Source organism: Wenyingzhuangia gilva (genome assembly GCF_030519655.1).
Taxonomy (GTDB): Bacteria; Bacteroidota; Bacteroidia; order Flavobacteriales; family Flavobacteriaceae; genus Wenyingzhuangia; species Wenyingzhuangia gilva.
On record NZ_JAUMIT010000005.1, the window covers coordinates 311794 to 332541 of the forward strand.

A 20748-nucleotide genomic window follows, 5' to 3' on the forward strand; every position below is an offset into this window, starting at 1 on the left:
TTACTAATCGCTAATTGTTCCCTGACAACTACTACCTGCACCAGCCGTACAACCGTAGCAGTGTTGAGACACAACAATATCTCGTTTTTGTAAAGCGTCCAAATCAAATTCAGATAAATGTGTTCCTTGTGTGGCTACTTTTAAATTTAGTTGTTGATTAAAATCACAATCGTATAAATTACCATTCCAATCTATAGAAATAGTGTTTTTACACATCACGTTTTTTACTGCTTCAGGGTTGTAGGCATCTACCAATTCATCCATATAATCTTCGTAGTTTTCTGAAGCGACTAAGAATTCTAAAAATCTACTGATAGGCAAGTTGGTGATGGCAAATAGATGATTAAAAGAGATGTTAAAATCTTCTTTAAGGGCTTTTTTAAATTCTTGTTCTAGTTCCGATTGATTTCCAGGTAAAAAAGCACCAGAGGGATTAAAAACCAAATCTAATTTTAAACCAGTTCCTGTTATTCCGTACCCCACTTTGTTTAGTTCTTTTAAAGCTTCAATAGAAGCATCAAAAACACCATCACCACGTTGTTTGTCAGTTTTTCCTTTTTTATAAAAAGGTAGAGAAGAAACCACATGAATATTATGTTTCTTAAAAAACTCAGGTAAATCGTAATATTTTTTATTGGCTCTAAGAATGGTTAAATTAGAACGAACAATAAAGTCTTTTACGCCAATTTTACTAGCTTCTTCTACAAACCATCTAAAATTAGGATTCATTTCTGGAGCACCACCAGTTAAATCTAAAGTAGTAGCACCAGATTCTTTTAACTTGTTCAAACATAGTTGCATGGTTTCAGTAGTCATGATCTCTTTTCTATCGGGACCTGCATCTACATGACAATGGGCACAAACTTGGTTACACATATAACCCAAATTCACTTGAAATATTTCAAGTTTATTAGGTTTTAAAGGATATTGATTGCTCTCGGAAACTTTTTGCTTAAATATTGGCAATTCTCCATTTGCAAACACACCGCTGTTAAATAATGCGATTTGATTTTTAGGATTTGCCAAACTATTTTTTCTCTTTGCGAGTGATTTCATTTGTAAGGGTATCAGGTATCAGGTATCTGGTAGCAGGTGTTTTAAAGTGTTTATTCTAGATACTTGCTACTGGTTACTTGATACTTTTTTACATAGACAACTTGTCGTATTTTTTCATCATTTGTACACCGTGTACCAAAGTAGCTCCAGATTTTATAGCAGCAGCCACATGTACGGCTTCCATCATTTCTTCTCTTTCCAAACCACGTTTTAATCCATCACTGGTATAAGCATCAATGCAATAAGCACATTGAACGGTGTGAGATACGGCTAGGGCAATTAAAGATTTTTCGCGAGCCGTTAAAGCTCCTTCTTCAAATACCTTTCCGTAATACTCAAAAAACTTTTCGCCTAATTCTTGATCCCATTCGCTAATTTTTCCAAAATCTTTTAAATCTTTTGGATCGTAATATGTTTTTTGCATGTTGATTATTTTTGTTTGTTTAGGTTCCAATTGTATTCCTTGTACACAATTGTTGCACCACTATTTATTTTAAGATTGCTGTATTGGTTGATAAAAGTAATTAAATCGGTTTGTTGGGTAAAATCCTCTTGAAACCAATTAAAAATTTGTGACAATTCTAGTTTATTGACAGTGATTTTATTTCGATGCTCATCGTTTATAAAATTTGTCATTGATTTCGTCAGTAAATCATCGATGTTTTTTTCTGTAAAAGCCTTGTTAGGTAGAGCAGGACAGGAGATAGATGCACAATTAACCCCAACATGAATTCTAGGATCCTTAAATTTTTTTCGTAAAATTTCATGTTCAATAAAATTTAAAGTGTAAGCTTTACCGCCAACCTTAGCAAAAGGAATTTCCCAAGCGTTTTTGTTGTTTTGTTTGATGTCTAGAATTGAATTTAAAGGGTAGTGTTCTAAAATCAATTTGATGGTATAGGCATTATATGCATTTATCCAAAAGGCTTTTTGCTTGTTTTTAGACCAACTATCATTGGGTTTTGTCTTGTCTAAATATGTTAAGTAGTGATTTAAAATGATGCTATCATTTTTAAATCCATCATAATTAACCCAACCATTTTTATCTACATTTTTCTGAAGTAATTGATTCCAAACATGTTCTTGAGCAAAATTTTGGATACTCATTAATAAAGTAAAAACGAATAACAGTAGTTTCATGTAGTATACTTTTTGTTGGTAAATAATCTTAATGAAACCTTAGTGGGCGTTTCTGCTAAATCATTACAGAACTAATTTTGTAATTTCTTGATTTGTTTCTAGGTTGAATTTCTTTTTCATGAAATAAATAATGATATAAAGTATTGGAGTATCTAAAAGAGCAATCAATGCTTTGAATAAAAAACCGCTAATCACAAATGGAAGAAAAGAAGTCCATGGAAATACTTTAAATACACAAAGCAATCCTACAACCAAGCTAGTATCAATAAATTGAGAGGTAAAAGTCGAGAAATTATTTCTAATCCAAAGATGTTTTCCTTGGGTATAATCTTTCCAAAAATGATAGATTCTAATATCTACAAACTGAGCAGCTAAATAAGCTAGCATAGAAGCCAAAACCCCTAATGGAGACAAACCAAATACTTTGGTAAAAGTTTCATCATTTACAGGAGAAGTTGCAATGGCAGGAGCGTGGTTGGCAATTAATATAATAGCCATAGAAAATACTGAAGCAAAAATGCCGACAATCACTACTTGATTGGCTTTTTTCTTCCCATATATTTCAGAAATGGTATCGGTAATTAAAAAAGTGATAGGGTATGGTAAAATTCCCACAGAGATTTCAAATCGATACCAACCAAAAGGCTCCCAATAAAAAAACTTTTGAAAAATTAAATTAGAAACCACTAATGAGGTAACGAATAAAGTGGCTAGAATTAAATAGATATTGGTAGCTAGTTTTTCTTTTTTTGTAATCATACAGTATTTGTCTTATCTTCCTTAAAAATAGAACTCTTTAAGTGAAAAAACATTGTTTTTGGGGTTTTTTGCTATTTTTGCCCCACAAAATTTAGAAAACTAATTTTTATGAAAGCATATGTATTTCCTGGACAAGGAGCACAGTTTACAGGAATGGGGAAAGATTTATACGATAATTCTCCATTGGCTAAAGAATTATTTGAACAAGCAAATGAGATTTTAGGATTTGAAATTACTAAAATTATGTTCGAAGGTTCTGCTGATGATTTAATGCAAACCAACGTAACGCAACCAGCTGTATTTTTACATTCTGTAATTTTGGCAAAAGTTTTAGGAGATGATTTTAAGGCAGATATGGTCGCTGGACATTCTTTAGGAGAATTATCAGCTTTAGTTGCCAACGGAACTTTATCTTTTGAAGACGGATTAAAATTAGTCGCTAAACGTGCAGATGCCATGCAAAAAGCATGTGAAATGCAAGCAGGAACTATGGCGGCAGTTTTAGGATTAGAAGATGCTGTAGTAGAAGAAGTTTGTGCTGCAATTGATGGAGATGTAGTAGCTGCAAATTACAACTGCCCAGGACAATTAGTGATTTCTGGAGAATTAGAAGCAGTAAAAGCAGCTTGTGAATTGGCTACTGAAAAAGGAGCACGAAGAGCATTGTTATTACCAGTAGGAGGAGCATTTCACTCACCATTAATGGCACCAGCAAAAGAAGAATTAGCAGCAGCTATAGAGGCAACTCAGTTTAATGAGCCTTCTTGCCCAGTGTACCAAAATGTAGTAGCGAAAGCCGTTACAAATCCTGCTGAAATTAAAGAAAATTTAATCGCTCAGTTAACAGGGGCTGTAAAATGGACACAATGTGCACAAGCCATGATTGCTGATGGAGCAACAGAAGTAATTGAAGTTGGGCCAGGAAAAGTATTACAAGGTTTATTTGCTAAAATAGATAGAACTGTTGCTAGAAGTAGTGCAGAGGTCTAAAAATAGAATTCACATAAAATTTAAAATCCCTTCTGAAAAACTCAGAAGGGATTTTTTATGATAGTGTAAGCTCTGTAATCATTTTTTCATGTTCAGGAAATAAAGCAATCAATTCATTTCTTTTTGCGAGTGTAAAATCATCAAAGTCAAAACCGGGAGCAACGGCACAACCTACCAAGCTATAACTGTCTTTTTGTTCAACAGTTGCAGCAAACCAATATTCTCTGGGAACAGTATGTTGGAATTGTTGCCCTTTTAGAACGTTATTCCCAAGCATTACAAAACTATATTCACCACTAGGTGAAATTTGATGAATTTTTATTGGAGCTCCTTCATGAAAATACCATGTTTCTTCTTGATTGATTTTATGGAAAGCAGAAAAATCATCAGAAGTTAAAAGAAAGTAAATACTGGTGTAATAATTTCTATCACCATTGAATAGATCGGGCAAAGAGTTTTGAGGTATTTTGCCTACGCTTCGATGCGTTTCTTTAAAATACCCACCTTCGGGATGTTGAATCAGTTCCAGTTGATCAATCAATAATTGCGCTCTTTTTGTCATAGTATTGATGATTGTTTTTGAGTATATACTTTAAAATTATAATATTGTGCTGATCTTGTAAACATATGTCTTAAACCAATTCTGCCTTCTTCAACTTTGTTTTTAGGAAGTTTCCATGTAAAAAGTTTAGAGTTGTTTTTTCCAGCTACATTAAAATACAAGTGTGTATTGGTTTTAATTACTGTTATTTTATAAGTTTCGTTAGGAATAAATAAATCAGTATTAAAATATGCGGGATTAATTTCAGTTGAGGTATTAAAATTTTGTCCTTCTAAAACAGGATACTGTCTAACTCTGATATAATCATTTTTTGCATCTGTATTTTTACTTCCATAAGCAGCATAGCTAATGTGTAAAGTTTTCATGTTTTTATAATAAGTACTCATGGCTGGAACTTTTCTTAAATCATTCCATTTGCTGATGTTGGTTGTGTATGGAGTTTTACCAATTCCTGTAGCCTGAATATAAAGAATGTTTACCCACTTTGTTGTTGAGTCTTTTCGGGTGTAATTGTATTCTATTTTAATAGTTCCTTTAAAAGATTTTTTGGTCCATAAAACAGCATGGCAAGAATCGTTTCTTTCTATTTTTCCTGCACTAAAAACCATTCCTTCTTTAGTGTTTTTTACCTGAGCACGTAACCCATCTAAAAACCATTTTGTTTTCCAATTTTCGGTTCCATCATCTTTAAATTTTAAACTCCAATTCTTAGAGTTGTTTAGTTGATGAAATTGTTCATTGTTTTGTGAATAACAGAATTGGGTAATCAATAAAAAAGAAATCAATAAAAAGTATTGTTTAATCATTTCTGTTGAATGTTTGTTTAGCGCTAAATTTAATTATTTTCCTTAAAATGGAAATAAAAAAAAATCAGCTATGAAGCTGATTTTTTAGTGATTATATTTTTAAAAAGATGATTTCTTAGTCAAATTTTGCCCATTCAAATTCCTCTTCATCATATTTAAGGTCTGCATCTTTTTCCCAAATTTCCATTTCACAAGGCTTGCAGTTAAACTTTAATTTGTATTCGTTTTCACCGTGAGAAAGGGTCAACGGTTCTTTTAACTTTTCTCCCATGGTAGCACGTTGGAATCTTGCACATTTACCCAATTCGTATTTTACACAATATTTGGTAGTCATTACTCTGGCCTTTCCAGGTTCCCATTGCAATTCAAAAGCTTTTTCAATTTCTTCAACACCATGTCTTTTGTAAAACTGTCTTGCTAATTTATTAGATACATTATAAGTAAAATCTAATGTTTTTTCAGGATAAGGATGATCTGTTTTTACAATTGGTTGCTCGTCTCTATGATATTCCTCAATTCGGATGTCTATTAGTTTGTCTAAAACGGTTCTTCTAATTTCGTTGATTTTAGAAATTGGCACAAACCAATTGTCTTTTACTTTAATGGTAATATCATCAACAATAAAAGGCGTGTTTCCTGTTTTAACTAAGTTTTTTTCTAAGTTACTTTTTAAGAAACCTTCTTTCTTCGCTAATTCTTTGGTGATTTTAAATCCTTCAGAACTAACATGTCCATCTTCATCAGTAGCGGTTAAACTAAATCCGTATTGAGTTTCTTCAAATTTTAGTTGTACTCCAATTTTTCTGATAGCACTGTTGTCTTTTTCAACTTGTTTGTTAAAATTAGCATCAGAGTTTCTAGAAATTAAAGTTCCTATAGCAATGTTTTTATAGTTGTTTGGAGTAATCCAACCGTTTTCTACCGTATTGATTTGCACTCCATCTGCTTCATTTTCTTCATTAATAAAATAAAGTCCATCACCATTGTTTAGTTTCTCAGCATTTTCAATCAAGTATTTTCCGTTTTTAACTTCAATTACTTTACCTATGATTTGACCTTTAGATTTTGGGCTTTCCCAAGATCCAATTTTAGCCATACGTTTGTTTACAAAATAATCGGTGTAACCACGGTTAAAACTTCTGTCCATTTCTGCATCAAAAGTGTAAAAAGTTCTACCAGACGAAGCTTTTTGATAATTTTCTTTACCCTCACCATTTAAAAAATCATCTAATTTTTTTCTTAGGTATGAAACGTTATTTTTAACGTAAACTACATCTTTTAATCTTCCTTCAATTTTAAACGACATCACTCCAGCTTCAATCATTTGAGGCAATTGATCACTTAAATCTAAATCTTTGATAGATAATAAATGACTGCTTTCTATTAAAGTATCATTATTTCCATCAGTCAATTTATAAGGCAATCTACAGTTTTGTGCGCATGAACCACGGTTGGCACTACGTTCTCCACCGGCAACACTCATATAACAGTTTCCGCTAAAAGAAACACACAAAGCACCAGAAACAAAAAATTCTAACTCAACATCGCAAGCTTCGTTAATTTCTTTTATCTGATCTAAGTTTAATTCTCTAGCCAACACCACACGTTTCATTCCTGCTTTTTGCAAAAAATCCACCTGTTTAGGATCTCTGTTGTTGGCTTGGGTACTTGCGTGGATTACAATAGGAGGTAAGTTCATTTCAAAAATAGCCATGTCTTGTACAATCAAAGCATCCACTCCAACATGGTATAATTCATGAATTAATTTTTCACAGGTTTCTAATTCATTATCATATAAAATGGTGTTGATCACCACAAAAACTTGTGCTTTAAATAAATGAGCATATCTTACCATTTCGGCAATATCAGCTACTGAGTTGTTTGCGTTTGTACGTGCTCCAAATTGTGGAGCTCCAATATATACAGCATCTGCTCCTGCATTGATGGCTGCCATTCCTTGAATTAGGTTTTTGGCAGGTGCTAAAATTTCAACCTTTTTTCTCATAAGTATTATAAATTCCTAAATAGACTCCTTAGTGCTTCTGTACTAGTTGATAAAATGCTTTTTATCAAAGGATTAGACTAGAAATGTAATTTGTTTTAAAAATTAGGGACTGCAAAGTTACTATTTTTAGTTGGTAAAATAATTAATAATCAAAGGTTTAAGATGATTTTCTCTTTGCTTTTTAGATTGATGAAAACAGAGATTGAAATAAAATTAAAATGATAACTTTACCAACTGTTATTAAAAACAAAAAGAAATACATAGAGCATGTCAACAATCAACTGGAAAACAGTCAAGGAATACGAAGATATTACTTATAAAAAATGTGATGGAGTAGCAAGAATTGCTTTTAACAGACCTAATGTTAGAAATGCGTTTAGACCTAAAACCACTTCAGAATTATATGATGCTTTTTACGATGCACAAGAAGATCCAAATATTGGAGTAGTTCTATTATCGGCAGAAGGTCCATCCACAAAAGATGGTGTATATTCTTTCTGTTCTGGTGGAGACCAAAAAGCAAGAGGACACCAAGGATATGTTGGAGAAGATGGAGCACATCGTTTAAATATTTTAGAAGTACAACGTTTGATTCGTTTTATGCCTAAAGTAGTGATTGCCGTTGTTCCAGGATGGGCAGTTGGTGGCGGACATAGTTTACACGTGGTTTGTGATATGACTTTGGCGAGTGAAGAACATGCTATTTTTAAACAAACAGATGCCGATGTTACTAGTTTTGATGGTGGATACGGATCTGCTTATTTGGCTAAAATGGTAGGACAGAAAAAAGCTAGAGAAATTTTCTTTTTAGGAAGAAATTATTCTGCTCAAGAAGCTTTTGAAATGGGAATGGTTAATAAAGTAGTTCCTCATGCTGAGTTAGAAGACACTGCCTATGAGTGGGCACAGGAGGTTTTAGGAAAATCACCGTTATCTATCAGAATGTTAAAGTTTGCTATGAACTTAACCGATGACGGAATGGTAGGGCAACAAGTTTTTGCAGGTGAAGCAACTCGTTTGGCGTATATGACAGATGAAGCGAAAGAAGGTAGAAATGCCTTTTTAGAAAAGCGTAAACCAAATTTTGATAAAAAATATATTGTATAAATAGTTTATGGTTTGTAGTTGTTCGTTGATGGAAATCTCACTAATAACTATAAACTAACAACCACCAACTAAAATTAATGAAACCACAAATCATAACTTTTTTAATAAAGTGTCCCGATCAAAAAGGGATTGTATCAAAAATAACGCACTTCTTTTATCAAGAAGGTTTTAACTTAGTAAGTGCACAACAATATACCAATTCAATAGACGGAATGTTTTTTATGCGTTTGCGCATAGAATCAGACGACTCTGTAACCATTACTAAAGAACAACTAGAAGAGCGTTTTGCTCGTTTGGCTCCTGCGTATGATATTGTGTGGAGTGTGGACTATGGGATTACAAAACAAAAAGTAGCCATTATGGTTTCTCATACTACTCACAACTTATATGATTTGTTGCAACGTAACAAAGAAGAAAAATTACATTGTGATGTAAAAATGGTGGTAAGCAATCATACCAAATTAAAACCGATTGCTGATATGTTTGAAATTCCTTTTTATCATTTACCAGTAACCAAGGATACTAAAAAAGAACAAGAGCAACAGTTAATAGATTTGTTTGATTCTAATGACATCGATTTAATTATCATGGCTCGTTACATGCAAATTTTATCAAATGATTTTATCAATCATTATCCTAATAAAATCATTAATATTCATCACTCTTTTTTACCTGCTTTTCAGGGAGCAAATCCTTATATGAGAGCTTATGAGAGGGGAGTAAAGTTAATTGGTGCTACCGCACATTACGCAACTCAAGATTTAGATGAAGGGCCAATTATTGAACAAGATGTAGAACGAGTTACGCACGAAAGTACTCCAACTACGTTAAAAGCTATTGGAGCAGATATTGAAACAATGGTGTTGGCTAGAGCTGTAAAAAGTCATTTAAACAATCAAATTATTGTAGACAATAACAAAGCAATTGTGTTTCCAGAAACAGGAGAGTAAAATTTAAATAGTACAAAGTAAAAAAGTACGAAGTACATAGTTAGCGTAGCTATGGTACTAAATACTCAGTACTCAGTACTTAATACTAAATAACATGAAAATCATCTGCATTGGTCAAAATTACGAAGACCATATAAAAGAATTAGGGTCAAAAAGACCAGAAGAACCTTTGATCTTTTTAAAACCAGACTCTTCGGTTTTGCCAAAAAAAAATCCATTTATCATTCCTCCTTTTTCTAACGAGGTACATTATGAAGTTGAGGTGTTGGTAAAAATAAATAAAGTTGGAAAGTTTATTGGAGAAAGATTTGCTCACAAATATTATGATGAAATTGGTTTAGGAATAGATTTTACGGCAAGAGATTTACAAGCCCAATTAAAAAAAGCAGGGCATCCTTGGGAAAAAGCCAAAGGTTTTGATGGAAGTGCTGTCATTAGCCCTTTTTTTCCAAAAGAAAATTTTGCAGATTTAAATGATATTAACTTTTCATTAGCAAAAAACGATGAAAAAGTACAAATAGGAAACACCAAAGACATGATTTTTAAGATTGATGAATTGGTTTCTTATGTGTCTAAATTCTTCACTTTAAAAAAAGGCGATATAATTTTTACAGGAACTCCCGTTGGAGTAGGTGCAGTGGCTAAAGATGATGTGCTCACTGGCTTTTTAGAAGATGAAAAAGTAATAGATATTAAAATAAAATAGTTTTTAGTTATTAGGGCTTGGTTTTTAGTTAAATAAAATCAGCCAATAGCAATTATCCAAAAACTACCAACCAACAACTAAGAACGAAATTTTGAAAGCAAGTATAATTACCATAGGAGATGAAATTTTAATTGGTCAGGTGCTAGATACCAACAGCCAATGGGTAGCCAACAAATTACATGTATTGGGAGTGGAGTTGGTGGAAACAGTCTCTATTTCCGATACTAAAGAAGCCATTGTGAATGGACTAGATCATGCCATGTCTATTGCTGACTTAATTATAGTAACAGGTGGTTTAGGGCCTACAAAAGATGATGTAACTAAATATACTTTGGTAGATTATTTTAATGATGAATTGATTTTATATCCAGAAGTTTTAGAAGATATTAAAGAACGATTCAAAAAAAGAGGAATTCATTTTTCTGACTTGAATAAAAGTCAAGCCATGTTGCCTAAAAAAGCGACTATTTTACCTAATAAATTAGGAACAGCAGCAGGAATGTGGTTTGAGGAACAAGGAAAAATAATCATTAGTTTGCCGGGTGTTCCTTTTGAAATGAAAGGATTAATAGATGCTGAGGTATTACCAAGATTAAAACAAATAGGAGGGTTTCCTTCTCAGGCTTATCAAACGTATGTTTTGTATGGTGTTGGTGAAAGCAATGCGGCTGAAAAATTAGAAGTTTTTGAGAATAACTTGCCAGATTTTATCAAGCTGGCTTATTTGCCAAGTCCAGGTCGTTTGCGATTAAGATTAACTGGAACGTACCAAGACAAATTGTTGTTAGAAAATGCCATTCAGCAATTAGGGAAAGAATTGATGATAATCTTTAAAGAGGAAAGTATTATTGAAGGAGATTTAAGTTATGTAGATTTTATTCAGCAATATTTAACCACTCATCACCAGACATTAGCTTTGGCAGAAAGTTGTACAGGAGGTAAAATGGCAAGTGATATAACTGAAAAAAGTGGTGTGTCTAAGTTTTTCTTAGGAGGAGTGGTGGCTTACAATGCTTTGTTAAAGCAAAATATTTTAGGAGTTTCAAAAAATACGATTGATACTCATACGGTTGTATCAAAAGAAGTAGCAAAGGAAATGGTTTTAGGAATTCAGAAAATAACAGGGGCAGATTATGCCATTGCGACTACTGGAAACGCTGGGCCTACTACAGACAATACCAATGAAGAAGTTGGAATTGTTTTCATTGCTATTGCTACACAAAATCAAGTAATTGTAGAACGATTTAACTTTGGTCAACCAAGAGAAAAGGTTATAGAACAGGCGAAAAATAAAGCTTTTGAGATGTTGAGTAAAGAAATATTAAAAAATCAGTAAATTAATTTTGTTAGTACCAATTATTGTTGTTAAATTTGCACTCCGTTTAGAATTAAATTAAAACTGTTACGAGATGTCTAAAGTTTGTGAACTTACTGGTAAAAAAGCAATGGTTGGGAACAATGTTTCTCACGCATTAAATAGAACAAAAAGAAAATTTAACGCTAACCTAATTACAAAGCGTTTCTATATCCCTGAAGAGGATAAGTGGATTACATTAAAAATATCTACTGCTGCGTTAAAGAATATCAATAAAAAAGGTATTTCTGCTGTAATTAAAGAAGCAAAAGAAAAAGGATTTTTAGTTAAATAATTTTTTCTTATAAAAAGCATATATAGAGATGGCAAAAAAAGGAAACAGAGTACAAGTTATTTTAGAATGTACTGAGCACAAGACATCTGGTCAACCAGGTACGTCTAGATACATTACAACTAAAAACAAGAAGAATACTCCAGATAGATTAGAGATTAAGAAATTTAATCCAATCTTAAAGAAAATGACAGTTCACAAAGAAATTAAATAATATAGGATATGGCAAAGAAATCAGTAGCATCGTTACAGACAGGTTCTAAAAGATTGTCTAAAGCTATCAAAATGGTAAAATCTCCAAAATCTGGAGCTTATACTTTTGTTGAAGCTATTATGGACCCAGAGCAAGTAAAAGACTTTTTTGCAAAAAAATAATTTTTTGTAAAATTTATATACAAAGGCTACTTTCAATCATGAGAGTAGCTTTTTTTGTATTTTAACGCTTTCGTGTTGTAACAAGTGTAAATAAATAAAATATGAGTTTTTTTAAGAAAATATTTTCTTCTGATAAAAAAGAAACCTTAGACAAAGGTTTAGAAAAATCTAAAACTAGTTTTTTTTCAAAGCTGTCTAAAGCAGTAGCAGGAAAATCTAAAGTGGATGATGATGTTTTAGATAATTTAGAAGAAATTTTGATTTCTTCGGATGTTGGGGTAGATACCACATTAAAAATTATAGAAAGAATTGAAGAAAGAGTAGATCGTGATAAGTATTTAGGTACAGACGAATTAAACTTAATTCTTAGAGAAGAAATCGCTGGTTTGTTATCAGAAACAAGTGGAGAAGATGCAACAGATTTTGTAATTCCAGAAAACAAAAAACCTTATGTTTTAATGGTGGTTGGAGTAAATGGAGTTGGTAAAACTACGACCATTGGTAAACTGGCAGCACAATTTAAAAAGAAAGGGTTGAATGTAGTTCTTGGGGCTGCAGATACTTTTAGAGCAGCAGCCATAGATCAATTACAGGTTTGGGCAGATAGAGTTGATGTGCCTCTTGTTCGTCAAGATATGGGATCAGATCCTGCTTCTGTTGCATACGATACTTTAAAATCTGCTGTGGCTAAAAATGCGGATGTAGTAATTATCGATACGGCAGGACGTTTACATAATAAAATCAATTTAATGACTGAGTTGACAAAAATAAAACGTGTGATGCAAAAAGTGGTGGCTGATGCTCCACATGATGTGTTATTGGTTTTAGATGGATCAACAGGTCAAAATGCATTTGAGCAAGCAAAACAATTTACCTTGGCAACTGAAGTAACTGCTTTGGCGGTGACTAAATTAGATGGAACTGCAAAAGGAGGAGTAGTTATAGGTATTTCAGATCAGTTTCAAATTCCAGTAAAATATATTGGAGTGGGTGAAGGGATAGATGATTTACAAGTGTTCAACAAATTTGAATTTGTAGATTCTTTCTTTAAATAATTTAGTTGTCTGTTGTTGGTGGTTCGTTTTTAGAATTTTAAACCAGCAACTAGAAACTAACAACTAATAACTAATAAATGCGCACAAAAACAATAAAGCAAAATAAAATAAACGTAGTAACACTGGGGTGTTCTAAAAACGTTTATGATTCTGAAGTCTTAATGGGGCAATTAAAAGCCAACGGAAAAGATGTAGTACATGAAGATGAAAATGATGAAGGGAATATTGTAGTCATCAATACTTGTGGATTTATAGGAAAAGCTAAAGAAGAATCTGTAAACACTATTTTACATTATGCCAACCAAAAAGAACTTGGATTGGTAGATAAAGTATATGTTACAGGGTGTTTGTCTGAAAGATATAAGCCAGATTTAGAAGCTGAAATTTCTAATGTTGATCAATATTTTGGTACGCAAGATTTACCAAACTTATTAAAGGTTTTAGAGGCAGATTATAAGCATGAATTAATTGGAGAAAGATTAACAACCACTCCAAAACATTATGCATATTTAAAAATTGCAGAAGGTTGTGATAGACCTTGTTCATTTTGTGCCATTCCATTAATGAGAGGTAAACACAAATCGACTCCAATTGAAGATTTGGTCACAGAGGCTGAAAAATTAGCAGCGAGTGGAATTAAAGAATTGATTTTAATAGCTCAAGATTTAACTTACTATGGATTAGATTTATACGGAAAAAGAAACTTGGCTGATTTGTTAAAGGAGTTGGTAAAGGTTGAAGGAATAGAATGGATTCGTTTACATTATGCATTCCCAGCAGGTTTTCCATTAGATGTTTTAGATGTGATGAAATCAGAACCTAAGGTTTGTAATTATTTAGACATTCCTTTACAACACATCAACACAGAGATTTTAAAATCTATGCGTAGAGGAACTACTTATGAAAAAACCAATAAGTTATTGAAGGAGTTCAGAAATCATGTTCCAGAAATGGCAATTAGAACGACTTTAATTGTTGGGTATCCAGGAGAAACTGAAGAAATATTTCGAGAATTAAAAGCTTGGGTTGAAGAGATGCGTTTTGAGCGTTTGGGAGTTTTTGCTTATTCTCATGAAGAAGATACGCATGCAGCGACTTTGGTGAATGATGTTCCTGAAGAGGTGAAAGAAGAAAGAGTAGCTGAGATTATGGAGTTACAAGCTCAAATATCTTGGGAGTTAAATCAAGAAAAAGTTGGGAATACCTACAGATGTATTTTTGATAGAAAAGAAGGTGAGTATTTTATTGGTAGAACAGAACAGGACTCACCAGATGTAGATAATGAGGTATTGGTTGAGGCTAGTAAATTCTATATTAAAACAGGAGAGTTTATCGATATTAAGATATTAGAAGCAGGAGACTTTGATTTATATGGAGAACCAGTTCGTCCCTAATAGTCTTGACAAGCCTTTTTAAATAAAGGTTTTGAAGAAAAACATACCATTTTAGTTTAATATTTAACTTTTTTTGTTTTTTTCATTGCTATAAAAATAATGCTTTGTATATTTGAAGCATAAATATTTAGGGGTAGGTATTTATAATTGCATTATACATCTTAATTTTTAGGGGTAGAAATTAAAATGTTGTTTTAAATAACAGATAATGTTAAACAGTTAACCCAGTTCATAAGTTTGTTAGTCTTATGGCTGGGTTTTTTCTTTTTTATCACTTTTTCTTTATTATCTACTTTGTCTACAAGCTATCAAATAGGTATATTTGCTAACATCAAAAAATATTTATGAATCCATTTATAGTATCTGCACGAAAATACAGACCTCTTACTTTTGAGGATGTGGTTGGTCAAAAAGCCATTACCAATACGCTAGAAAATGCTATAAAAAACGATCATTTAGCACAAGCTTTGCTGTTTACAGGTCCAAGAGGAGTTGGAAAAACAACCTGTGCTCGTATTTTGGCAAAAAAAATAAACGAACAAGCTACAGGAGCAGAAGTTGAAGATGATTTTGCATTTAATGTTTTTGAATTAGATGCTGCCTCAAACAATTCTGTAGATGATATTAGGTCTTTAATAGATCAGGTTCGTATTCCGCCACAAGTAGGAAAATTTAAAGTATATATTATTGATGAGGTACACATGTTATCTCAAGCAGCTTTTAATGCTTTTTTAAAAACATTAGAAGAGCCACCAGCACATGCTATTTTTATTTTAGCAACTACAGAAAAACATAAAATCATTCCAACGATTTTATCTCGTTGTCAAATTTTTGATTTCAAAAGAATTACAGTTTTAGATGCCAAAGAGCATTTAAAAAGAATTGCAGATCAAGAAGGAGTTACGGCAGAGGATGATGCTTTGCACGTAATTGCTCAAAAAGCAGATGGAGCCATGCGTGATGCACTTTCTATTTATGATAGAGTCATCAGTTTTGCAGGAAAAGATTTAACAAGATTAGCGGTTACCGAAAATTTAAATGTTTTAGATTATGACATTTATTTTAAAGTAACTCATTTGTTAATAGAAAATAAAATTCCTGAAGTATTAGTTGAATTTAATAGTGTTTTATCAAAAGGTTTTGATGGGCAACATTTTATTAATGGATTGGCTTCTCACTTTAGAGATTTGTTGGTAGCAAAAGACAATACCACTATTTCTTTATTAGAGGTAGGAGACAATGCAAAAAAACAATATTTAGAACAAGCAAATAAAGCCGAATTATCATTTTTAATGGAGGCTATTGATAAAGCAAATCAATGTGATATGCAATATAGGGCTAGTAAAAATCAACGATTATTGGTTGAAATTTGCTTAATGCAACTGGCTTCTATTACTTTTAGTGATGTAAAAAAAAAAGCAGTAACTTCATAATTCCTGCTACTTTTTTCAGAACTCATATTTCTGCTTCCAGTCAACAAACTGATAAAAAAGCAACCGCTCCACAAATTCAGAAAAAGGAAGTTGAGGTAAGTAAAGAAACAGTTTCAAAACCAACTCCTACCATTGCCGCTGCTGCTTCAAGGCGAAGAAGAGCATCTGCATTGTCTTTAAAAAATATCCATTCAAAATTAACAGATTTAGATTATGTAGCTACAGATGAAGATTTGAGCGACAAACCTAAAACCCCTTTTTCAGAAATTACTCTGGTAGAAAAATGGGCTAATTTTGGAAATTTATTGCAGGTAGAAGGAGAGCTAAATATGGCTTCTATCATTAATGCAAATAAACCAATGCTAAAAAACAATCAAATTATTTTTGCATTACCTAACAAGTTGATGGAAGATCAGTTTGGAGTAATTAGACCTAAGTTGTTAAATTATTTAAGAGAGGAATTAAATAATTACGGAATTGTTGTAAAAACAGAAGTGCTTCAAGAAGAGGTAAAAAAGTATATCTATACACCACAAGAAAAGTTTCAAAAGTTAGTAGAATCGAATCCTGACGTGATGTTATTAAAAACAAAATTTGGATTAGATATCTAAAGTTGATTGTTTATATTTAAGCTCAAAACAGTATCCTTTGCAAGAATTTAATAAAATTTTAGTAGGTGCAGCTTTTTCACCAAATTTAAAAGTCAATATTTTTCAGGCTTGCAGATTTGCTACTTTCTTCGATGCAAAATTATATGTGGTTCATATTGGTTCTTCTGACGAATCTAAATTGAGACAGTTAAATGAAATTGTTAAAGATTTTAATTTTACTGGAGAAATAGAATTTGTCTTTAAAGAAGGAAAACCTATAGAAGTCCTATCTTATATTTGTGAAGAAAATCAAATTGATTTATTGATTTTAGGAGCGCAACAAAGAGAAAATATTTTTAAACATTATATTGGTACTGTTGCAAAAAAACTTACTAGAAAAGTTAAATGTTCTGTTTTACTTTTAAGAAATCAATCAAAAGTAGAGTTTGTAAAAAAGCATATTGTTGTCAATGGTTTGGAGTCTGAAAGTTCTGAAAATACCATTGCTACTGCATTTTACACTGCAAAAGGTTTATCATCAAAAAAAATAACGATTGTAGAAGAAATTGCAAACGAAGGACTAAAGGTTGATGACGATAGATCTTTAAGAAAAGCAACCATTAATTACGAAAGAAAAACGCATCAAGAAGATTTAAGAATCAAAAAAATAATAGCTAATATTTCTGAGGAATATCAAAAAGGAATTGAAGTCAAGTTACAAAGTATTTTTGGTCGTAGTGGTTATGCAATTGGCCATTACGCCAGAGTGGTACGTGCTGATTTATTGGTGATGGATATTCCCAAAAAAAGTGGAATCTTTCAAAAGTTTATGATGGATGATTTGGATTTTATTTTATCAGAATTACCTACAGATGTGTTAATTGTTAAATAATCGTATGCCAGTAAAAAAAGTAAATAATTTTATGGAAACACTTCCTCAGAATATCTTTTCTGGATTTGTGGTTTCGTTAATTGCATTGCCTTTAGGTTTAGGTTTGGCATTGGCATCAGAAGCTCCACCTATATCGGGTATTATTGCAGCTGTTGTTGGTGGAATTATAGTTTCTATTTTTGGTGGATCAAAAGTGACTATTACAGGGCCTGGAAATGGATTGGTTGTAGTTTTACTAACTTCCATTACAACTTTAGGAGGTGGCGATTTGCAATTAGGATATATGTATACACTTGCTGCTATTGTGTGCTCTGGTGTTATTATGATTTTATTGGGTTTTTTAAGATTAGGAATTTTAAGTGATTTTTTTCCATCAACTGCCATACAAGGAATGTTGGCAGCTATTGGAGTAGGAATTTTTGCCAAACAATTTCATGTGATGTTGGGTAATACGCATGAAGATGGTGGCTTGGTTGAATTACTTATAGAAATTCCAAAAACCATACAACATTTTATAACGACCAATGATCATAACTTTTTTTATGCAGGAATAGCAGGTTTGGTCAGCTTGGCCATCATGGTTTTTCATGCCAAAATTAGAAATAAATATTTTCAGTTGATCCCTGCTCCTATGTGGATTGTTTTTTTTGCGGTTGGAATGAGTTATTATTATCAACTTGTTTTAAAACAAGAACATCCCATTGATGAAGAATGGTTAATTCGCATTCCAGAAGATGTGTTTTCAAGTCTTGCTTTTCCAAATTTTAATATCATTTATAAATTTGAATTTTTAGCAGCAGTAGTTTCCATTACATTAATAGCAAGCATAGAATCTCTATTGAGTATAAAAGCGGTGGATTTGTTAGACCCTTTAAAAAGAAGATCAAATGTTAATAGAGATTTAAAAGCTTTGGGATTGGCAACTATGGTGAGTGGATTTTTAGGCGGTTTAAATGTAGTTACTGTTATTGCAAGGAGTTCTGTAAATGTAAATAACAACGCAACTAATAGAACATCTAATTTTTTTCATGCTGTTTTTTTATTAGTGTTTTTGTTGTTATTTCAAAAGCAATTACACATGATTCCTATGTCGGCTTTGGCAGCTATATTGGTATATACGGGTTATAGATTAGCGGCTCCGTCAAACTTACTCTCGGTAAGTAGGGTAGGAAAAGATCAGTTAATCATTTTCATCATTACTTTATTAACAACTATTTTTACGAGTCTGATTATGGGGATTCTTGCGGGAATTCTAGCAACATTTATAGCACATGTTATGATGAATAAAGACATCGTGTTGTTTTTTAGAAATATTTTAAAACCAAATGTTTTAATGTTTAAAGAAACAGACGGAAGTTATTATGTAAGTGTTAAGAGTTTTAGTTCGTTTTTAAATTTTTTTAGGTTAAAAAATAAACTGAATTTAATTCCAGAAACAGAAAATGTAGTCGTCGATTTTTCTAGATGTAGATTTGTTGACAATACTGTAATGGAAAATATGAATACTTATGTAGAAAAATTTGAAGCCAAATATGGAAATTTAGAAGTTGTTGGGTTAGATTTGCACGGTACAGAAACAACACATCCTTTTGCTTCAAGAAGAATGATACAAAGATCTTTAAAAACAAAAGGTTTTAGTTTAACCAAACGTCAAACCAATTTAGAAATTGTAGCAAAAGATTTTGGTTGGAAATACATTCCATACACAGAAGAATCTATTGGGTTGATGTCTGAGTTTACTTATTTTAAGACAAGACAAATTCAGGCAACTAAAAATTTATTACAAAACAAAAATGATACATTATTTGATGTTGTTTTTACAGAGGGAGCTTTTATTGCCCGTCAATTAATAAGATCCACCATGTTTCACATCACTATGGAACATCAAATTCCAGAATTCACCTTAGATAAAGAAGGTTTGTTCGAGTTTGTAAAACAATACACAGAATTTTCTGATATTGAAATTCCAAACCATTCAGATTTTGATAAAAGATTTTATTTGTCAGGAACCAATAAAGAAGAAGTTTTAAAATTCTTTACAGATGATGTTATTTTGTTTTTAGAAAGCAATAATTATTATCATATAGAATCAAATAAACAAGGATTGTTAATTTTTAAGAAAGAAAGATTGGCAAGTGTTAAAGAAGTAAAAGCAATGATAGATTTTGGATTGCGTTTTGAAAAATTAATAAAAGAGAAATATGCTAGGGCTTAAATTACCAACAGACCCAAGATGGGTAAATATTGCAGAAAAAAATATTGATGAAATTTTAATAGATCATGCACATTGCGAACAAAAAGCAGCATCAACAGCTATTTCATTAATTGTAAGTTTTCCAGAATACACAGATTTGGTTACAGAAATGATTGCCTTGGTAAAAGAGGAAATGAGTCATTTTAAATTGGTTCACGATAGACTTATTAAGAAAGGAGTGGTTTTGGGTAGAGATAGAAAGGATGAATATGTAATGGATTTGATTAAATTCTTTCCAAAAGGAGGGAGTAGAACTACTCAATTGGTCCATCGTCTTTTATATGCAGCATTAATCGAGGCAAGAAGTTGTGAAAGATTTCGTTTGTTATCAGAAAATTTAGAAGATAAAGAATTGGCTAAATTTTATAGAGACTTAATGGTTTCTGAAGCCAATCATTATACTTTGTTTTTAAATTTTGCACGTCAATATGGAGACAGAACTGAGGTTGATGAAAAATGGCAAGCTTTATTAGAGTATGAAGCCAAATTGATGAAAGGACTAGGAACCAAAGAATCTATACACGGGTAACATGTTCAGTAGAGAAGAGTCAGCAAAAATCAGAAAAGAATTTTGGGTTAGTTACGGAAAGTCCTTTCCCAGAAAATGGCTTTTGTACAATACAAAGATCAAAGATTTTGGATTTAAGTTTGTTGCTGATAGAAAAACTGCAGAAGTAACTTTAGATATTGAGTCTTCTGATGAGATACAAAGAGAACTTTTATTTGATCAAATACTTTCTTTAAAAAAGATTATTGAGTCAGAATATTTACCAGAAGTTATTTTTGATAAAGAGTATACTTTAGAAAATGGCAAGTTAATCAGTCGTATATATATAGTGCATCAAAAAAAGTTTAGCATACATAATAAAGACACTTGGGCAGATTGTTATGCTTTCTTCAATCGTACAATGCCAAAATTCGAATTATTTTGGGATGAATACGAAGATTACATTCGCCAGGCTGTGATTTAAAATAAAAAAGGAGACTAATATAGTAGATCTCTTTTTTGTTTTATGGAGGATTATATG

At 32.0% G+C, this 20748-nt stretch carries 23 protein-coding genes; 16 read left to right on the plus strand and 7 right to left on the minus strand.

Translation table 11 applies throughout. The annotated features are described in order from the left end of the window. Positions 1–3: 3 nt before the first annotated feature. From arsS to QVZ41_RS11400, 4 genes are all read right to left on the minus strand, one after another. Positions 4–1056: an arsenosugar biosynthesis radical SAM (seleno)protein ArsS gene (gene arsS, locus QVZ41_RS11385; protein WP_302884702.1), complete on the minus strand. Its 1053-nt coding sequence runs from the start codon at positions 1054–1056 to the stop codon at positions 4–6. An 88-nt stretch (positions 1057–1144) separates the two neighbouring features. After that, entirely contained in the window at positions 1145–1480 is a 336-nt protein-coding gene (locus QVZ41_RS11390) for an arsenosugar biosynthesis-associated peroxidase-like protein (RefSeq protein ID WP_073122529.1), read from the minus strand. A 5-nt stretch (positions 1481–1485) separates the two neighbouring features. Further along, positions 1486–2196 (minus strand): DUF547 domain-containing protein, encoded by a 711-nt coding sequence (locus QVZ41_RS11395; protein ID WP_302884705.1) that lies wholly within the window; start codon positions 2194–2196, stop codon positions 1486–1488. Positions 2197–2259: 63 nt separating this feature from the next. Further along, positions 2260–2955 carry a queuosine precursor transporter gene (locus QVZ41_RS11400; protein WP_302884706.1) on the minus strand — a complete coding sequence of 232 codons (696 nt, stop codon included), beginning with the start codon at positions 2953–2955 and terminating at the stop codon, positions 2260–2262. A gap of 108 nt (positions 2956–3063) precedes the next feature. On the opposite strand from QVZ41_RS11400, the gene fabD reads away from it, so the two are divergent. Next, positions 3064–3945, plus strand: coding sequence for an ACP S-malonyltransferase (fabD, locus tag QVZ41_RS11405; RefSeq protein WP_302884707.1), 882 nt, complete (start codon positions 3064–3066; stop codon positions 3943–3945). A gap of 55 nt (positions 3946–4000) precedes the next feature. Here fabD and QVZ41_RS11410 read toward each other — a convergent pair whose 3' ends face one another. The 3 genes from QVZ41_RS11410 to QVZ41_RS11420 all read right to left on the minus strand — a co-directional run bounded on the left by QVZ41_RS11410 (position 4001) and on the right by QVZ41_RS11420 (position 7318). Then, on the minus strand, positions 4001–4507 hold the full coding sequence (locus QVZ41_RS11410; RefSeq protein WP_302884708.1) for a cupin domain-containing protein: 507 nt from the start codon (positions 4505–4507) through the stop codon (positions 4001–4003). Continuing rightward, positions 4504–5313, minus strand: a complete 810-nt coding sequence (locus QVZ41_RS11415) for a DUF1961 family protein (RefSeq protein WP_302884710.1) — start codon at positions 5311–5313, stop codon at positions 4504–4506. The genes QVZ41_RS11410 and QVZ41_RS11415 overlap by 4 nt, the downstream gene beginning before the upstream one ends. Positions 5314–5428: 115 nt before the next feature. Further along, positions 5429–7318, minus strand: coding sequence for a peptidase U32 family protein (locus QVZ41_RS11420; protein WP_302884711.1), 1890 nt, complete (start codon positions 7316–7318; stop codon positions 5429–5431). Positions 7319–7585: 267 nt separating this feature from the next. Here QVZ41_RS11420 and QVZ41_RS11425 point away from each other — a divergent pair, with 267 nt between their 5' ends. The 15 genes from QVZ41_RS11425 (at position 7586) to QVZ41_RS11490 (ending at position 20691) form a co-directional block, all read left to right on the plus strand. Next, positions 7586–8425 carry a 1,4-dihydroxy-2-naphthoyl-CoA synthase gene (locus tag QVZ41_RS11425; RefSeq protein WP_302884712.1) on the plus strand — a complete coding sequence of 280 codons (840 nt, stop codon included), beginning with the start codon at positions 7586–7588 and terminating at the stop codon, positions 8423–8425. A gap of 77 nt (positions 8426–8502) precedes the next feature. Next, positions 8503–9375 (plus strand): formyltetrahydrofolate deformylase, encoded by an 873-nt coding sequence (gene purU / locus QVZ41_RS11430; protein ID WP_302884713.1) that lies wholly within the window; start codon positions 8503–8505, stop codon positions 9373–9375. A 94-nt stretch (positions 9376–9469) separates the two neighbouring features. Continuing rightward, positions 9470–10081 carry a fumarylacetoacetate hydrolase family protein gene (locus QVZ41_RS11435; RefSeq protein WP_302884714.1) on the plus strand — a complete coding sequence of 204 codons (612 nt, stop codon included), beginning with the start codon at positions 9470–9472 and terminating at the stop codon, positions 10079–10081. Between the two features lie 91 nt (positions 10082–10172). After that, positions 10173–11417, plus strand: a complete 1245-nt coding sequence (locus tag QVZ41_RS11440; RefSeq protein ID WP_302884715.1) for a CinA family nicotinamide mononucleotide deamidase-related protein — start codon at positions 10173–10175, stop codon at positions 11415–11417. A 73-nt stretch (positions 11418–11490) separates the two neighbouring features. Further along, on the plus strand, positions 11491–11730 hold the full coding sequence (gene rpmB, locus QVZ41_RS11445) for a 50S ribosomal protein L28 (RefSeq protein ID WP_073122502.1): 240 nt from the start codon (positions 11491–11493) through the stop codon (positions 11728–11730). Positions 11731–11758: 28 nt separating this feature from the next. Next, positions 11759–11941, plus strand: a complete 183-nt coding sequence (rpmG, locus tag QVZ41_RS11450; protein ID WP_302884716.1) for a 50S ribosomal protein L33 — start codon at positions 11759–11761, stop codon at positions 11939–11941. An 8-nt stretch (positions 11942–11949) separates the two neighbouring features. After that, a complete protein-coding gene (locus QVZ41_RS11455; protein ID WP_302884717.1) occupies positions 11950–12102 on the plus strand; it encodes a DUF4295 domain-containing protein in 153 nt (50 codons plus the stop codon). 101 nt (positions 12103–12203) lie between these two features. Continuing rightward, positions 12204–13157, plus strand: coding sequence for a signal recognition particle-docking protein FtsY (gene ftsY / locus QVZ41_RS11460; protein WP_302884718.1), 954 nt, complete (start codon positions 12204–12206; stop codon positions 13155–13157). Between the two features lie 77 nt (positions 13158–13234). Next, a complete protein-coding gene (rimO, locus tag QVZ41_RS11465) occupies positions 13235–14551 on the plus strand; it encodes a 30S ribosomal protein S12 methylthiotransferase RimO (protein WP_302884719.1) in 1317 nt (438 codons plus the stop codon). A 344-nt stretch (positions 14552–14895) separates the two neighbouring features. After that, positions 14896–15984, plus strand: coding sequence for a DNA polymerase III subunit gamma/tau (gene dnaX / locus QVZ41_RS14560; protein ID WP_338140801.1), 1089 nt, complete (start codon positions 14896–14898; stop codon positions 15982–15984). Positions 15985–16154: 170 nt separating this feature from the next. Next, entirely contained in the window at positions 16155–16595 is a 441-nt protein-coding gene (locus tag QVZ41_RS14565; protein ID WP_338140802.1) for a hypothetical protein, read from the plus strand. Positions 16596–16632: 37 nt separating this feature from the next. Then, complete coding sequence (locus QVZ41_RS11475; RefSeq protein WP_302884720.1) at positions 16633–17466, plus strand: universal stress protein; 834 nt, start codon at positions 16633–16635, stop codon at positions 17464–17466. A 4-nt stretch (positions 17467–17470) separates the two neighbouring features. Continuing rightward, on the plus strand, positions 17471–19681 hold the full coding sequence (locus QVZ41_RS11480; RefSeq protein WP_302884721.1) for a SulP family inorganic anion transporter: 2211 nt from the start codon (positions 17471–17473) through the stop codon (positions 19679–19681). Next, the gene (locus QVZ41_RS11485; protein ID WP_302884723.1) at positions 19668–20249 is read left to right on the plus strand and encodes a MiaE family protein; all 582 of its coding nucleotides are present in this window, start codon (positions 19668–19670) and stop codon (positions 20247–20249) included. The genes QVZ41_RS11480 and QVZ41_RS11485 overlap by 14 nt, the downstream gene beginning before the upstream one ends. Position 20250: 1 nt before the next feature. After that, positions 20251–20691: a DUF4268 domain-containing protein gene (locus QVZ41_RS11490; protein ID WP_302884724.1), complete on the plus strand. Its 441-nt coding sequence runs from the start codon at positions 20251–20253 to the stop codon at positions 20689–20691. Positions 20692–20748 lie beyond the last annotated feature (57 nt).

Excerpts from the sequence above, each read along its gene's own strand:
- arsS (WP_302884702.1), bottom strand. The coding sequence starts at position 1,056 with ATGAAATCACTCGCAAAGAGAAAAAATAGTTTGGCAAATCCTAAAAAT.
- QVZ41_RS11390 (WP_073122529.1), bottom strand. The coding sequence starts at position 1,480 with ATGCAAAAAACATATTACGATCCAAAAGATTTAAAAGATTTTGGAAAA.
- QVZ41_RS11395 (WP_302884705.1), bottom strand. The coding sequence starts at position 2,196 with ATGAAACTACTGTTATTCGTTTTTACTTTATTAATGAGTATCCAAAAT.
- QVZ41_RS11400 (WP_302884706.1), bottom strand. The coding sequence starts at position 2,955 with ATGATTACAAAAAAAGAAAAACTAGCTACCAATATCTATTTAATTCTA.
- fabD (WP_302884707.1), top strand. The coding sequence starts at position 3,064 with ATGAAAGCATATGTATTTCCTGGACAAGGAGCACAGTTTACAGGAATG.
- QVZ41_RS11410 (WP_302884708.1), bottom strand. The coding sequence starts at position 4,507 with ATGACAAAAAGAGCGCAATTATTGATTGATCAACTGGAACTGATTCAA.
- QVZ41_RS11415 (WP_302884710.1), bottom strand. The coding sequence starts at position 5,313 with ATGATTAAACAATACTTTTTATTGATTTCTTTTTTATTGATTACCCAA.
- QVZ41_RS11420 (WP_302884711.1), bottom strand. The coding sequence starts at position 7,318 with ATGAGAAAAAAGGTTGAAATTTTAGCACCTGCCAAAAACCTAATTCAA.
- QVZ41_RS11425 (WP_302884712.1), top strand. The coding sequence starts at position 7,586 with ATGTCAACAATCAACTGGAAAACAGTCAAGGAATACGAAGATATTACT.
- purU (WP_302884713.1), top strand. The coding sequence starts at position 8,503 with ATGAAACCACAAATCATAACTTTTTTAATAAAGTGTCCCGATCAAAAA.
- QVZ41_RS11435 (WP_302884714.1), top strand. The coding sequence starts at position 9,470 with ATGAAAATCATCTGCATTGGTCAAAATTACGAAGACCATATAAAAGAA.
- rpmB (WP_073122502.1), top strand. The coding sequence starts at position 11,491 with ATGTCTAAAGTTTGTGAACTTACTGGTAAAAAAGCAATGGTTGGGAAC.
- rpmG (WP_302884716.1), top strand. The coding sequence starts at position 11,759 with ATGGCAAAAAAAGGAAACAGAGTACAAGTTATTTTAGAATGTACTGAG.
- QVZ41_RS11455 (WP_302884717.1), top strand. The coding sequence starts at position 11,950 with ATGGCAAAGAAATCAGTAGCATCGTTACAGACAGGTTCTAAAAGATTG.
- ftsY (WP_302884718.1), top strand. The coding sequence starts at position 12,204 with ATGAGTTTTTTTAAGAAAATATTTTCTTCTGATAAAAAAGAAACCTTA.
- rimO (WP_302884719.1), top strand. The coding sequence starts at position 13,235 with ATGCGCACAAAAACAATAAAGCAAAATAAAATAAACGTAGTAACACTG.
- dnaX (WP_338140801.1), top strand. The coding sequence starts at position 14,896 with ATGAATCCATTTATAGTATCTGCACGAAAATACAGACCTCTTACTTTT.
- QVZ41_RS11480 (WP_302884721.1), top strand. The coding sequence starts at position 17,471 with ATGCCAGTAAAAAAAGTAAATAATTTTATGGAAACACTTCCTCAGAAT.
- QVZ41_RS11485 (WP_302884723.1), top strand. The coding sequence starts at position 19,668 with ATGCTAGGGCTTAAATTACCAACAGACCCAAGATGGGTAAATATTGCA.
- QVZ41_RS11490 (WP_302884724.1), top strand. The coding sequence starts at position 20,251 with ATGTTCAGTAGAGAAGAGTCAGCAAAAATCAGAAAAGAATTTTGGGTT.